The sequence below is a fragment of the Micromonospora okii genome (assembly GCF_020884795.1).
GTDB lineage: Bacteria > Actinomycetota > Actinomycetes > Mycobacteriales > Micromonosporaceae > Micromonospora > Micromonospora okii.
In genome coordinates this window covers 586,508-600,374 of sequence record NZ_BBZF01000013.1, presented here as the reverse complement: position 1 = coordinate 600,374, position 13,867 = coordinate 586,508, and the positions used below count along the sequence as shown (strand labels likewise).

14 protein-coding genes are annotated in these 13,867 nt (G+C 74.0%); 10 read left to right on the top strand and 4 right to left on the bottom strand.

What is annotated here, in order from left to right:
• Nucleotides 1–122: 122 nt before the first annotated feature.
• Entirely contained in the window at nucleotides 123–320 is a 198-nt protein-coding gene (locus LPU43_RS05865) for a hypothetical protein (RefSeq protein WP_229399181.1), read from the top strand.
• A gap of 54 nt (nucleotides 321–374) precedes the next feature.
• Here LPU43_RS05865 and LPU43_RS05860 read toward each other — a convergent pair whose 3' ends face one another.
• The 3 genes from LPU43_RS05860 to LPU43_RS05850 all read right to left on the bottom strand — a co-directional run bounded on the left by LPU43_RS05860 (nucleotide 375) and on the right by LPU43_RS05850 (nucleotide 2,388).
• The gene (locus LPU43_RS05860) at nucleotides 375–767 is read right to left on the bottom strand and encodes a type II toxin-antitoxin system VapC family toxin (protein WP_229399180.1); all 393 of its coding nucleotides are present in this window, start codon (nucleotides 765–767) and stop codon (nucleotides 375–377) included.
• On the bottom strand, nucleotides 764–1,048 hold the full coding sequence (locus LPU43_RS05855; RefSeq protein WP_229399179.1) for a type II toxin-antitoxin system Phd/YefM family antitoxin: 285 nt from the start codon (nucleotides 1,046–1,048) through the stop codon (nucleotides 764–766). The genes LPU43_RS05860 and LPU43_RS05855 overlap by 4 nt, the downstream gene beginning before the upstream one ends.
• An 89-nt stretch (nucleotides 1,049–1,137) precedes the next feature.
• Nucleotides 1,138–2,388 (bottom strand): glycosyltransferase, encoded by a 1,251-nt coding sequence (locus tag LPU43_RS05850; protein ID WP_229399178.1) that lies wholly within the window; start codon nucleotides 2,386–2,388, stop codon nucleotides 1,138–1,140.
• Between the two features lie 80 nt (nucleotides 2,389–2,468).
• Here LPU43_RS05850 and LPU43_RS05845 point away from each other — a divergent pair, with 80 nt between their 5' ends.
• From LPU43_RS05845 to LPU43_RS05830, 4 genes are all read left to right on the top strand, one after another.
• Nucleotides 2,469–3,329 carry an Fpg/Nei family DNA glycosylase gene (locus tag LPU43_RS05845; protein WP_229399177.1) on the top strand — a complete coding sequence of 287 codons (861 nt, stop codon included), beginning with the start codon at nucleotides 2,469–2,471 and terminating at the stop codon, nucleotides 3,327–3,329.
• A 264-nt stretch (nucleotides 3,330–3,593) separates the two neighbouring features.
• The gene (locus LPU43_RS05840) at nucleotides 3,594–5,165 is read left to right on the top strand and encodes a sugar transferase (RefSeq protein WP_229399342.1); all 1,572 of its coding nucleotides are present in this window, start codon (nucleotides 3,594–3,596) and stop codon (nucleotides 5,163–5,165) included.
• A 33-nt stretch (nucleotides 5,166–5,198) separates the two neighbouring features.
• Nucleotides 5,199–6,422 carry a sensor histidine kinase gene (locus LPU43_RS05835; protein ID WP_229399176.1) on the top strand — a complete coding sequence of 408 codons (1,224 nt, stop codon included), beginning with the start codon at nucleotides 5,199–5,201 and terminating at the stop codon, nucleotides 6,420–6,422.
• A gap of 23 nt (nucleotides 6,423–6,445) precedes the next feature.
• Nucleotides 6,446–7,207 carry a LytR/AlgR family response regulator transcription factor gene (locus LPU43_RS05830; RefSeq protein WP_229399341.1) on the top strand — a complete coding sequence of 254 codons (762 nt, stop codon included), beginning with the start codon at nucleotides 6,446–6,448 and terminating at the stop codon, nucleotides 7,205–7,207.
• Between the two features lie 6 nt (nucleotides 7,208–7,213).
• On the opposite strand, the gene LPU43_RS05825 is transcribed toward LPU43_RS05830, so the two are convergent.
• Entirely contained in the window at nucleotides 7,214–7,765 is a 552-nt protein-coding gene (locus LPU43_RS05825; RefSeq protein ID WP_229399175.1) for a Uma2 family endonuclease, read from the bottom strand.
• A 159-nt stretch (nucleotides 7,766–7,924) separates the two neighbouring features.
• Between LPU43_RS05825 and LPU43_RS05820 the strand changes: the two genes are divergently transcribed.
• The 5 genes from LPU43_RS05820 to LPU43_RS05800 all read left to right on the top strand — a co-directional run bounded on the left by LPU43_RS05820 (nucleotide 7,925) and on the right by LPU43_RS05800 (nucleotide 13,783).
• Nucleotides 7,925–8,602, top strand: a complete 678-nt coding sequence (locus LPU43_RS05820) for a response regulator transcription factor (RefSeq protein WP_229399174.1) — start codon at nucleotides 7,925–7,927, stop codon at nucleotides 8,600–8,602.
• The gene (locus LPU43_RS05815; RefSeq protein WP_229399173.1) at nucleotides 8,599–9,651 is read left to right on the top strand and encodes a HAMP domain-containing sensor histidine kinase; all 1,053 of its coding nucleotides are present in this window, start codon (nucleotides 8,599–8,601) and stop codon (nucleotides 9,649–9,651) included. Before LPU43_RS05820 ends, LPU43_RS05815 begins: the two co-directional genes overlap by 4 nt.
• Nucleotides 9,652–9,698: 47 nt before the next feature.
• A complete protein-coding gene (locus LPU43_RS05810) occupies nucleotides 9,699–11,609 on the top strand; it encodes a DUF4153 domain-containing protein (RefSeq protein ID WP_229399172.1) in 1,911 nt (636 codons plus the stop codon).
• Nucleotides 11,610–11,772: 163 nt separating this feature from the next.
• Nucleotides 11,773–12,123, top strand: a complete 351-nt coding sequence (locus LPU43_RS05805; RefSeq protein ID WP_229399340.1) for a DUF485 domain-containing protein — start codon at nucleotides 11,773–11,775, stop codon at nucleotides 12,121–12,123.
• Nucleotide 12,124: 1 nt separating this feature from the next.
• A complete protein-coding gene (locus LPU43_RS05800) occupies nucleotides 12,125–13,783 on the top strand; it encodes a sodium/solute symporter (protein WP_229399171.1) in 1,659 nt (552 codons plus the stop codon).
• Nucleotides 13,784–13,867: the final 84 nt, after the last annotated feature.

The window sequence follows — 13,867 nt, the reverse complement described above, 5'->3', positions numbered from 1 at the left end:
CAAGATCATTGAACGCACTCGGCACGGTGAGCGCGAATCCCTGGTGGCTGGCCATGACGTGCGGGTGTCTCGCCGTCAGAGATGCGAGAATCGACGGCGATTTGAGAGGCCGGAGGTAGGCCGTGACGTCGAGCACCGAACAGTTGCCTGAGTGGCCGACCGCCGAGCACGTGTCGGCTGGGGATCTGGTTCGTCGTCAGGGTGTCCGGCCAGTCGCCTCCGTTGACGACCTCGCCCGGCCGGACCTGTTCGAGTCCGACGACGAGCTGGACGACTTCCTCGCCGACCTGTACGCCTCCCGACGGGCCGGCGCCGCGTGAGCCTGGTAGTCCTGGACACCGACGTCGCGTCGGCCATCCTGCCTGGTCGGGGCGCTAGTCGGTCCCAGGAGCCACGACCGGCAAGCCCACCGAGGCAGCGATGTCCGCCATCCGCTTGTCGTACGTGACCAGCACGTCGAGCGCGTCACCGATAACCTGGGCGCTCGCCACGTGCAGCGCGTCCAACGTCCGGATGCCGGCAGGGAGAGCCGCCGCCAAGTCCCGGACTTCCTCGGTCAACAGGATCTCGGTGAAGTTCCGGGCCAACATCTGCATGGCGTCCGGATAGTCGCCGATCCGGTCGAGGGTGCGCACCGTCTCGACGAATCCCACGGAGCTGACCGCCATCGGCACACCAGCCCGGTCTTCCAGGAAATCCCGCAGCTCGGTGGCGTAGGTGCGTCCGGAGAGCAGCGTAATCAAGGCGGACGAGTCGAGGTAGATCACCGCTCATCGTCCTCGCGCTCAGCCAGCAGCAGATCGAGGGGCGACACATCAGGCGGTACGTCGTAACGGGGTAGCCGGTCGATGTCGCTCGTCGTGGTCGCCTTGAGGCGGATCACGCCTTTGGCTACCAGGGACGAGTATCTGCCGAGCGTCCCCGAACCCGGCAACAGCACGGCGATCACGCTGCCGTGCCTCGTCACCTCGATCGTCTCGCCGCGCTCCACTCGGGCGAACATCGCGCTGGGATTGTAGGAGAACTCGCGCACGGACACGGTGCTCACACCACGCCTCCCTTGTGCCGACAACGCCATCATTGTACCTACAAGAAGCTCCACGATTCCCTTTTCAGGGGCTCGCGGGCGCGGGCCGGTCAGCCGAGCGAGGCGTACACGTCGATCAGGCGCTTCGTGACCACGTCCGGATGGAACGTGCGCTCGTACCGCGCCCGGGCCGCCGGGGCCACCCCCGCCGCACCCGCCCGCGCCACCGGCAGCGCGGCGGCCATCGCCGCCGGCTCCGGGGCCACCACCCAGCCCGCCTCGCCCGCCTGCACCCCGTGCGGCAGCGGGACGGGGCCGACCCCGGGCACAGCGGTGGCGACGGCGGCCGGGCCGGTGCCGGCGGGCTCGCGGGGGGCGTCCGCGCCGACCAGGTACGGAATGCCGCCGAGCGCGGTGCCGAGCACCGGCCGCCCGCTCGCCATCGCCTCCAGGATCACCGTCGGCAGCACGTCGTGCCAGGTAGAGGCTGCGATGATCACCGCGCTGGCCTCGACCGCCGCGCGCACCCCGGCGCGGTCCAGCGGCCCGAGGTACGTCACGTCGGCGCGCTCGGCGGCGGCGGCCTCGGCCAGGTGGCGCAGTTCGCCGTCCCCGGCGATGCGCAGCGGGCCGAGCGAGCCGTCGGGGTGCCGCCGCCAGGCGTCCAGCAACAGGCCCAGCCCCTTCTCGGGGGAGAGCCGGGCCATGTAGAGGAAGCCGTCGCCGAGCGGGGCGGGCGTGCCCGGGTCGGGGATGCCGTTGGGCTTGACCACGATCCGGTCGTCCGGCACCCCGTAGTCGCGCAGGTGGTCGGCGACGGCGCTGGTCAGGGCGATGAAGCGGTCCACGGACTTCCAGGTGGGGCGGTGCACGGCGAGCGTGGTGGCCATCAGCGCGCTCTGCACCCGCGACCCCCGGTAGCAGCGGTGCACGATCGCCGGCACGCCCAGCGCCCTGCCCCGGCAGTCCTGGCAGATGACGCCGTCGCGGAAGTACAGCCCCGAGGAGCAGACCTGCCGGTAGTTGTGGACCGTCTGCACCACCGGCACGCCGTGCTTGTGCGCGGTCCGCACCACCCAGGGCGAGAGCAGCGGGTACGGGTTGTGCAGGTGCAGCACGTCCGGCCGGTGCTCGGTGATCAGCCGGCTCAGCTCCTGCTGGGCGCGCGGGGCGTAGATCGGCGAGACGGGCAGCAGCGCCTTGGCGGACTTCGGCATGCTCGGGATCTCGTCGGAGCTGCGAAGGAACGGCAGCACCTCGACCCCGGCCGCCGAGAGCTGGGCGATCTCCGCGTCGACGATCGTGTTCTCGCCGGAGGGCTGGGCTTCCCGGTACCGGTTGTGCGCCACCACGATTCTCACAGTGCTGCCCTTTCGTTCGCGACTGCGGGACTCGCAAGCTCATTCCTCGCGCTCACGGTTCGAAAGGCTACCGTTGGTTGATGCCCGAACTTCCCGAGGTGGAAGCGCTCGCCGGCTACCTGCGGGAGCGCGCCGTCGGACGGCGTGTCGACCGGGTCGAGGTGGCCGCGATCAGCGCCCTGAAGACGTACGACCCGCCGCCCGCCGCCGCGTCGGGCCGCGTGGTGACCGACGCCCGGCGGCACGGCAAGTTCCTCGACGTGCTGCTCGGGGACGACCTGCACCTGGTGGTGCACCTGGCCCGGGCGGGCTGGCTGCACTACCGGGAGTCGTTCCCCTCCGCCGTCCCGTTGCGCCCGGCGAAGGGGCCGATCGCCCTGCGGGTCCGGCTCGACGACGGCTCGGGCTTCGACCTGACCGAGGCGGGCACCCAGAAGAAGCTGGCCGCGTACCTGGTGGCGGACCCGGCCGAGGTGCCCGGGGTGGCGAAGCTGGGGCCGGACGCGCTCGCCGTCGACGCGGCCACCTTCGCCGAGCGCCTCCGCAGTCGGCGAGGGCAGGTCAAGGGGGTACTGACCGACCAGGCGGTGCTGGCCGGGGTGGGGAACGCGTACTCGGACGAGATCCTGCACGCGGCGAGGCTGTCGCCGTTCGCGCTCACCGACCGGCTCTCCGACGATCAGATCGCAGCCCTGCACGAGGCGACCCGCCGGGTGCTGGGCGACGCCGTTTCCCGGTCACTGGGACAGAAGGCGGCGGAGTTGAAGGGCGAGAAGCGTTCGGGGCTCGCGGTGCACGCCCGGACGGGTCTGCCCTGCCCGACCTGCGGCGACGCGATCCGCGAGGTGTCGTTCGCCGACTCCAGCCTCCAGTACTGCCCGACCTGTCAGACCGGCGGCAAGCCGCTAGCTGACCGACGGTTGTCACGATTGGTACGGTGAGTGACGCCACAGGTCGTTACGGAGCGGAATCGCCGCCGGAGCGCCGATCCTCCCGGTCCGCGCCTCTACCGGGCCCACCATCCATCGGTATAGTGGCCCGGTCCCCGGCTTACGCACCTGAGGTGGAGCCGGCCGGATCCCAGGCGGCACGCCGGCCGCGAAGTCTCTCGGGTCTGCGTCCGGTGCGATCCCCGCGTGGGAAACTGAACGGTGGGCGACCCGGGCCCTCACTTCGAGTGAGCGGCGCGCGTCATGCGGGAGGACATGGGTGAGGTGACGACAAGCCTCCAGCGCCCGGTTACCAACACATACCGGAGCAATAACGTGCGGCACGTCGACAGCTTCGAGATCCAGCCGCCGACACCGCCGACACACAACGGCGTCCCCAGGTCGGCCTGGGCGCGGGCCCGTCGGCGGGTCTCCCGCTGGCACCGCCCGTACACCACCATCCTGCTGCTGCTCGACTTCGCGGCGGCGGCGCTGGCCAGCTTCCTCGCCATCCAGATCTTCGACCAGGCGGCCTCCGGCTTCTACGGGGTGAAGGAGAATCCCACCTGGTTCCACACGGTCGCCTTCGGCCTGCTGCCGCTCGGCTGGGTGGTGATCCTCTGGGGCAACCGGGCGTACGACCGCCGGTACCTGGGTCTGGGCCCGGACGAGTTCAAGCGGGTGATCCGGGCCGGCGTCGCGGTCGCCGCGACGGTCTCCTTCCTCGCCTTCGCCACCGTGACGCAGCTCTCCCGGTGGACGGTCGGCTTCGCGCTGCTCGGGGCGCTGCTGCTGATCCTGCTGGGCCGGATGATCGCCCGGTTCACGCTGCACGCCGTCCGCCGCCGGGCCGGGCAGGCCGGGCACCGGATGGTGCTCGTGGGCACCCTGCCGGAGTGCCTGGAGGTCTACACGGCGGTCACCCGCAACCCGGGCGCCGGCCTCGTGCCGGTGGCCATCCACATCACCGACGGGTACGCCGCCGCCCGGGGCATCCAGACCCCCGTGCCGGTGTACGCGGGCCGCGACGTCCTCGCGCTGGTCCGGGAGGTCGGCGGCGACACGATCGCGGTCTGCGGCTCGGCCAGCTCCGAGCCGGGCGAGCTGCGCCGGCTGGCCTGGCTGCTCGAAGGCTCCGGCGTCGACCTGGTCGTCGCACCGCAGCTCACCGACATCGCCGGCCCCCGGGTGCACATCCGCCCGATCGAGGGGCTGCCGCTGCTGCACGTCGAGGAGCCGACCCTGTCGGGCCCGGCGCTGCTGATGAAGAACCTCATGGACCGGGTGGCCGCCGGCCTCGGCCTGCTGCTGCTCGTCCCGGTCTTCCTGGCCATCGGGGCCGCCATCCGGCTCTCCGACCCCGGTCCGGTCTTCTTCCGCCAGCCCCGGGTCGGCCACGAGGGGCGCACCTTCCGGGTGTGGAAGTTCCGCACCATGTACGTCGACGCGGAGGACCGGCTGGCCAGCCTGGTCGACCAGAACGAGACCGACGGCATGCTGTTCAAGATGAAGGAGGACCCCCGGGTCTTTCCGGTGGGCCGCTTCCTGCGGGCCTCCTCGCTGGACGAGCTGCCCCAGTTGATCAACGTGCTCTGGGGTGAGATGTCGCTGGTCGGGCCGCGCCCGCTGCCCGCCGACGACGGCGACTTCCTCGGCGACGTGCGCCGCCGGCTGCTGGTCCGGCCGGGCATGACCGGGCTGTGGCAGGTCTCCGGCCGCTCCGACCTCTCCTGGGACGAGGCGGTCCGGCTCGACCTCTACTACGTCGACAACTGGTCGCTCGCGTACGACCTGAGCATCCTGTGGCGCACCGTGGGCGTGGTGCTGGCCCGCAAGGGCGCGTACTAGCGCCGCGCCCCACCCACCCGGCAGGATCGCCGCGTGGGTGGCAACGTCTCCGCCGTGGTCGGCGTGGTCTCGCTGGTGACCGCGCTGGCCGCGGCCCTGTACGCGGTGGTCCGGCTGCGCGCCCGCCGGGGCATCGCCACCGCCACCCAGCGGGCCACCTACGAGGTGCTGCACACCGCCGGGCTGGCCGCCGAGCCGCTGCGGGCCGGCCTGAGCGCGGCGGGCGCGGCGAAGGCCGTACGCCACCTGCGGGCCCTGGTCGGGGCGGCCGGGCTGGCCCTGACGGACCGGGACGCGCTGCTCGCCCTCGACGGGCGCGGCACGCACCACGCCGACCAGCTCGTCGCGGCGGCCCGCCGGGCGGTGTCCGGCGGGCGGTCGACCGTGCTGGGCGAGTCGGAGCTGAGCTGCGACCGGGTGGACTGCCCGGTCCGGGGCGCGGTGGTCGCCCCGCTGCGCGCCGACGACCGGGTGGTCGGGGCGCTGGTCGCGGTCGCCGACGGCCCGCCCGCGCCGGGGCTGGTGCAGGCCACCCTGGAGACCGCGCACTGGGCCGGCAACCAGCTCGCCCTGGCCGAGCTGGACGCCTCCCGGGAGCGGCTGGCCCGCGCCGAGGTGCGCGCGCTGCGCGCCCAGATCAGCCCGCACTTCATCTACAACGCGCTGACGGCCATCGGCTCGTTCGTCCGCACCGACCCCGAGCGGGCCCGGGAGCTGATCCTGGAGTTCGCCGAGTTCACCCGGTACTCGTTCCGGGCGCACGGCGAGTTCACCACGCTCGCCGAGGAGCTGCGCTCGATCGACCACTACCTGACCATCGAGCGGGCCCGGTTCGGCGACCGCCTCCAGGTGCGCCTGCAGATCGCCCCGGAGGTGCTGCCGGTGACCCTGCCGTTCCTCTGCCTCCAGCCGCTGGTGGAGAACGCCGTACGGCACGGGTTGTCCCGCAAGCCCGGCACCGGCATGGTGAGCATCGAGGCCCGCGACGCGGGCGCCGAGTGCCACATCACCGTGGAGGACGACGGAGTGGGCATGGACCCGACCACGCTGACCGCCGGCATCGCCGAACTGGCCGGCGCCGGCAGCGACCCCGCCGACGACCCGGGCCAGCACGTCGGCCTCTCCAACGTCGACGAGCGGCTCCGCTCGGCGTTCGGGGACCGGTTCGGCCTGGTCGTGGAGACGGGCCTCGGCTCGGGCACGAAGGTGAGCATGCGGGTGCCGAAGTTCCACCCCGGCGTACGGGCCGGCTCGTGAGCGAGGGCGCGACCCCCGGCGGCCTGGCCACCGGCGCCTTCCTGCGGGTGCTCGCCGTGGACGACGAGCCGCCGGCGCTGGACGAGTTGGCGTACCACCTGCGGGTCGACCCCCGGGTGGCCCGCCTGCACACGGCCGGGGACGCCACCGAGGCGCTGCGGGTGCTCCGCGACGGCGACGTGGACGTGGTCTTCCTGGACATCCGGATGCCCGGCCTGGACGGCATGGAGCTGGCCCGGGTGCTGCGCCGCTTCGCCCGGCCCCCGGCGATCGTCTTCGTCACCGCGTACGACGACGGCGCGGCGGACGCCTTCGACCTGGGCGCGACGGACTACGTGCGCAAGCCGGTGCGGGCGGAGCGGCTGGCCGAGTCGCTGCGCCGGGTGATCGGCTCCCGGGTCGTCCCGGCGCACCCGGCGGTCCTGGCCCGCGCCGAGGAGGACCCGACGATCCCGGTCGAGCTGGCCGGCAGCACCCGGATGCTGCCCCGCTCGGCGGTGCGCTGGGTGGAGGCGCAGGGCGACTACGCCCGCCTGCACACCGCCGACGGCTCGCACCTGGTGCGGGTGTCGCTGGCCACGCTCGCCGAGCGCTGGGCGGACGCCGGGTTCGTCCGCATCCACCGGTCGTACCTGGTGCAGTTGCGGCTCATCGCCGAGCTGCGGCTGGTCAACTCCGGGTACGTGGTGGTGGTCGACGCCACGGAGCTGCCGGTGAGCCGGCGGCACACCCGGGAGCTGAAGGACAAGCTGGTCCGCGCCGCGAAGCAGGACTGGAGCCGCTGAGGCCGGTCAGAAGACGTGGGCGAGGCACAGCGCAAGCGGGAACGGCCGGTCGGCCCGGTAGGTGCCGTCGACGGGGACGACGTCCGCCTCACGGTAGCCGCCGCCGACGTTCTCCAGCACGGTCAGGGTCTGTTTGCGCGGCTCGACCAGCCAGTAGAGCGGGATGCCCGCGACGGCGTACTCGTGCCGCTTGAGGACGAGGTCGCGCCCGGCGTTGCTCGGGGAGACCACCTCGACCACCAGCAGCACGTCGGCCGGCGGGAGGGCGGGACCCCCACGGTCGAGGGCGCTCTCCCGGGCTACGAAGAGATCCGGGACGAAGTACGACGAGCGCTTGGCGCTGACCCCGATGTCCTGCCCGACGAGCAGGCCCGGTGGGGCCTGCCGGTCCAGCGCCCGGCGGAGCCGGTTGGCGACCGCACCGTGGAAGACGTCCGCGTGGGGGGACACGAGCAGGCTCCCGTCGAAGATCTCGTACGTCTGGCCGTCCTCGGGCAGCTCCTGGAGGTCGTCGACCGTCCAGGCGTCGCCGTGGCCCGGCTTGGCAGGGCTGGTCACCGTCACCCCTCCTCTCCACCCGTCCACCCTCACACCTCGGGTGTCGGTGCACAACGATCGACCTACCCACAGGGTTATCCACAGGCTGTGGAGTTTCTCCACAGGTTGTTCACAACGCGCCCCACCGATCTCCACGGCCACTGCCTACAGTCACCTGCCATGAGGGAGCGCAGGATCCTGGTGGTCGAGGACGAGCGGACGATCGCCGAGTCGGTCGCCGCCCGGCTGCGGGTCGAGGGCTTCGCCGTGGAGATCGCCGGGGACGGGCCGACGGCGGTGGCCCGGTTCCGCGCGTGCCAGCCCGACCTCGTCGTGCTCGACGTGATGCTGCCCGGCTTCGACGGCCTGGAGGTGTGCCGGCGCATCCAGGCCGACCGGCCCGTCCCGGTCCTCATGCTCACCGCCCGCGACGACGAGACCGACCTGCTCGTCGGGCTGGCCGTCGGCGCGGACGACTACCTCACCAAGCCGTTCTCGATGCGGGAGCTGGCCGCCCGGGTGCACGTGCTGCTGCGCCGGGTCGAACGGGCGGCGGCGGCAGCGCCCGCCGCGCTCACCGTCGGCGACGTGGAGATCAACCAGGCCGAGCGCCGGGTGTGGCGCGACGGCGTCGAGGTGCGCCTGACCCCCACCGAGTTCGACCTGCTGGTGCACCTCGCGGGCCGGCCGCGCGCGGTGCTGCCCCGCGAGCGGCTGCTCGCCGACGTGTGGGGGTGGGCCGACGGCTCCGGCACGCGGACGGTCGACAGCCACGTCAAGGCGCTGCGCCGCAAGCTCGGGGCGGACCTGATCCGCACCGTGCACGGCGTCGGGTACGCCCTGGAGGTGCAGCCGTGACCGACCGCCTGGCGACCTGGCTGAACCGGGTGCTGCCCCGCCCGCTCGACCCGGTCCGCTCGATCAAGGTGAAGCTGGGCGTCCTGCTGGTCACCTCGGGCGCGGCCGGCCTCTCCTACTTCTGGTACGCCATCGGCTGGCTGCCGCCGATGACCTCGGCGACGGCGATCGGCCTGGCCCTGTTCACCTCGCAGGTGCTCGCGCACGGCATGACCTCGCCGCTGCGCGAGATGACGGCGGCGGCCGGGGCGATGGCCCGGGGCGACTACTCGCGGCGGGTGCGCGCCACCTCCCGGGACGAGGTGGGCGAGCTGGCCCACGCGTTCAACAAGATGGCCACCGACCTCGCCGCGGCCGACCAGCGGCGGCGCGAGCTGATCGCGAACGTCTCGCACGAGCTGCGTACGCCGATCACGGCGCTGCGGGCGGTGCTGGAGAACCTGGTCGACGGGGTCGCGCCCACCGAGCCGGCCGCGCTGCGGACCGCGCTGGCCCAGACCGAGCGGCTCGGGCACCTCGTCGGCGACCTGCTCGACCTGTCCCGGCTGGACGCCGGGGTGGTGCCGCTGCGTCGGGTGCGGATCGACCTCGCGGACTTCCTCGACGAGGCGGTGGAGCACGCGGCGGCCACCGCCACCGGGGTCGGGCGGGACGTCCGCTTCCGGCTCGTCCCGCCGACGGCCCCGCTGACCGTGCACGCCGACCCGTCGCGGCTGCACCAGGTCTTCGCCAACCTGCTGGACAACGCCGCCCGGCACAGCCCGCCCGGCGGAACCGTGCTGGTCCGCGCCGAGGAGCGGGACGGCGAGCTGCACCTGGAGGTGAGCGACGAGGGGGAGGGCATCCCGCTCGCCGAGCGGTCCCGGGTGTTCGAGCGGTTCACCCGGGGCGACCGGTCTGGCGGCGGCGGCACCGGGCTGGGCCTGGCCATCGCGCGCTGGGTGGTGGAACTGCACGGCGGCACCATCGCCGTCCTGGACCCCCGTTCCTCCGCCACCGGCCATCCCGGCTGCCGCATCCGCGTCTCCCTCCCCCACCTCCCGAGCTGACCCCGTTCCCTGCCCGGCCACGTCCGTGCGTCGACCAAGGAGTTGCAGTGCCCGATAAAAGCGATGAGCCGGCGGAAGAGAACCCCCGCGAGGCCGGAACCGACGGGGGCGGCACGCCGCCGGGAGGGCCGGTCGCGCTGCGGCCGGGGGCACAGCTCCCACCACCGCCGGCCGGAACGGGGGCGGCGGTGCCCGCCCAGAAGACGGGCGCGCCGATCACGGACACCCAGGTCACGGACACCCAGGTCACGGCCGGGCAGGTCACGGCCGGACAGGTCACAGGCGCGCAGAAGACGGGCGCGCAGGTCGCGGGCGCGTGGGTAGCGGGCGGGCAGGTAGTGGGCCGGCCGGTCCCTGCGGGGCTGTCGCCCCGGCAGCCGTTCCCGTGGGAGCGGCGGTGGCCGGGCCCGGCCGGGGCCGCCCGGCCGGTGGTGCTCGGCGCGGTGGCCGTCGCCGCCGCGCTCGCGGCGTCCGTCGTGCCCCTCGGCCGGCCCGGTCTCGGCTGGCTGGTGGCGGCGCTAGCGGCCACCGCCGCGCTCGTCACGGCGGCCGTCGCACGGCGGGAACCGCCGGAGGGCGGGGGCGCGCCCGGGGCCCCGGAGAAAGCCGCCCGTCCCGACGCCACGGGGGCGCCGGGGCGGGCGGCGGAGCGGGTCACGGCGCTGACGCCGGGCCGGCTGGTCTGGGCCGCCGCCACCGTCGCCCTCGTCTCCGTCGGGTACGTCCGGGCGGCCGACTGGCTCTTCGTGCTCTGCCTGCTCGCGGCCATGGTGACCGGAGTCCTCGCCGTGGCGGGCGGGCGGACGCCGCTCGGTATGCTCGCCGCCGCCGCGTTCACCCCGGCGGCCCCGTTCCGGGCGCTGCCCTGGGCGGCGCGCGGGCTACCCCGGTCCGGCTCCAACGGGGCGGCGATCGGGCGGACCCTCGCCACCGTCGCCGCCTCGGTGGGGCTGCTGCTCGTGTTCGGGCTGCTCTTCTCGTCGGCCGACGCGATCTTCGCCGACCTGCTCGGCAGCCTGCTGCCCGAGGTGTCGCTGACGGGCACGATCGGCTGGGTGTTCCGCTTCGCCCTGATCGGCGCCGGCCTGCTGGGCGGGGCGTACCTGGTGACCGCGCCGGCCGACCTGGACGGGCTGCGGGCCGGCCCGGCCCGGCCCGTACGACGGCTGGAGTGGGCGGTGCCGCTGGCCCTGCTCGACGCGCTCTTCGCCGCGTTCGTGCTGGTGCAGCTCACCGTGCTGTTCGGCGGCTCCGCCCACGTGCTGCGCACCGCCGGCCTCAGCTACGCCCAGTACGCCCGGGGCGGGTTCTGGCAGCTCCTCGCGGTCTCCGCGCTGACCCTGCTCGTGATCGCCGGAGCGGCCCGCTGGGCACCCCGCGCCACCCGCGCCGACCGCCTGCTGATCCGGGTGCTGCTCGGCACGCTCACCGCGCTCAGCCTGGTCGTGGTCGCCTCGGCGCTGTACCGGATGCAGGTCTACGCCGACGCGTACGGGGTGACCCGGCTGCGGCTGGTGGTGGCCACCGCCGAACTGTGGCTCGGGGCGCTCTTCGTGCTGGTCGGGGTGGCCGCGATCCGGCTGCGGGTCGGCTGGCTGCCCCGGCTGGTGGTGGGCACGGCGGTGCTCGCCCTGCTCGGGCTGGCGGCCGTCAACCCCGACCGGCTGATCGCCGAGCGCAACGTCGACCGGTACCGGCAGACCGGCGTGATCGACGTGGAGTACCTGTCCCGGCTCTCGGCCGATGCGGTGCCGGCGCTGAACCGGCTGCCCGAGTCGCTGCGCCTCTGCGCGCTGTGGGACATCGCGGCCGAGCTGCCGGACGACGACCTGATGTCGGCCAACCTGGGCCGGGCGGAGGCCCGCCGCCTGCTCGGCCCGACGCCGGCCGGTGCGACCGAGGAGACCGGGGAGACCGGGACCGCCGCCGGCGACTGCCCCGGCCAGCGGTACTGGTGAGGCCGGGCGGCCACCTCGACCGGTGGACGGCCGCCCTTGACAATCCCGCCGATCGGGCGAGACTGCCGGGGTGGCCGCAGCCGATCCTCCCGTACCGGCGCCCCGGACCCCGGCCCCGGCCGGACCGGCCGGCGGGGGGCCGGCCGGTGCGGGGCGGACCCGGATCGTGCTCGCCGAGGTGTCCCGCCGCGACCCCGACGCGGACCGCACCCGCGCCGAGCTGGCCCAGCAGACCCGAGTCGGGGAGGCGCTGGTGCGGGGGCTGGTGCGCGCGCAGCTCGCGCTGGCGCTGCGGCTGAGCCTGGTGGTGCTGATCGGCCTGGGCGGGCTGCCCTGGCTGTTCGCGGTCGCGCCCTCGGTCGGCCGGGTCACCGTGTTCGGGGTGAACCTGCCGTGGCTGCTGCTGGGGGTGGCCTCGTTCCCGTTCCTGATCGCGGTCGGCTGGGCGTACGTGCGGCTGGCCGAGCGCAACGAGCAGGACTTCACCGACCTGGTGCAGCGGCCGGAGCGCTGAGGTGGGCAACGGGTACGTGGTTCCCGCGATCGTCGCGGTCACCCTGGTCACGGTCGGGATCGGCTTCTACGGGCTGCGGCTGGCCCGGACCACCTCCGATTTCCTGGTGGCCTCCCGCTCGGTCAGCCCGACCTGGAACGCCGCCGCGATCGGCGGGGAGTACCTGTCGGCGGCGAGCTTCCTGGGCGTGGCCGGGCTGATCCTCAAGTACGGCGTGGACGTGCTCTGGTACCCGGTGGGCTTCGCCGCGGGCTACCTCGCCCTGCTGCTCTTCGTGGCCGCGCCGCTGCGTCGCTCCGGGGCGTTCACCCTGCCGGACTTCTGCGAGCTGCGGCTCGGCTCGCGCCGGCTGCGCGCCCTGGCCACGGCGTTCGTGATCTTCATCGGCTGGCTGTACCTGGTGCCGCAGCTCCAGGGGGCGGGGCTGACGCTGGCCACGCTGACCGGCTCGGCGTACCCGCTCGGGGCGGTGCTGGTGGCGGTGGTGGTCACCGCGAACGTGGCGCTGGGCGGGATGCGGGCCATCACCTTCGTCCAGGCGTTCCAGTACTGGCTGAAGCTGACCGCGCTCGCCGTACCGGCGATCTTCCTGATGTTGCAGTGGCAGGCCGACGGCCGCCCCGCGGTGACGCCGCCCGACGGCCCGGCGTTCCGCGCCGCGACCACCGTCGTGGTCGAGCACCGCGCGACCCTCACCCTCCCCGACGGCGACACCCGCGAGGTACGCCCCGGCGACCGCCTCGACTTCGCCGCCGGCGACCCGGTGCCGCAGGTCTCCGGCACGGCCGCCGACCCCGCCGACTGGCTGCTGCCGAGCACGACCGGGGACGCCGAGCGGGGGCTGTTCGCCACGTACTCGCTGATCCTGGCCACCTTCCTGGGCACGATGGGGTTGCCGCACGTGCTCGTGCGGTTCTACACCAACCCGGACGGGGCGGCGGCCCGGCGCACCACCCTGGTGGTGCTGGCCCTGGTCGGCGTCTTCTACCTGCTTCCCACCCTGTACGGGGTGCTGGGCCGGATCTACGCCCCGCACCTGCTGGTCACCGGGCAGACCGACGCGGTGGTGGTGCTGCTGCCCGGTGCGGCGCTCGGCGACGGCACGACCGGCCGGCTGCTCGCCGCGCTGGTCGCGGCCGGGGCGTTCGCGGCGTTCCTGTCGACCTCGTCGGGGCTGCTCACCAGCGTGGCCGGGGTGATCTCCACGGACGTGCTGGGGCGCGGCTCGGTGCGCGGGTTCAGGCTGGCCACGGTCATCGCGGGCGGGGTGCCGACGGTGCTCGCGCTGAACGTCTCGGGCCTCGACGTCTCCCAGGTGGTCGGCCTGGCGTTCGCGGTGGCCGCGTCCAGCTTCTGCCCGCTGCTGGTGCTCGGCATCTGGTGGCGGGGGCTCACCGACGTGGGGGCCGCCGCCGGGGTGCTGGTCGGCGGCGGCGCGGCGGTGGTCGCGGTGCTGGTCACGGTGGTCGGCCCGCCGCTGTCCGGCTGGCCGGCGACGCTGACCACCCAGCCGGCGGCCTGGACGGTCCCGCTCGCCTTCACGGTCATGGTCGCGGTGTCGGCGGCGTCCCGGCGGCGGCTGCCGGCCGAGGTCGCGGGCATCATGCTCCGGCTGCACTCCCCGGAGGCGCTCCGCTCCGAAGGAAGGGCCCCTTCTTAACGCATACGGTAGAGAAGGGTCCCCTTCTCACGGCCGTGCCCGAAACGGCGGGGCGGGTGGGGCTTCTCCTGCCCGAGGATGAGA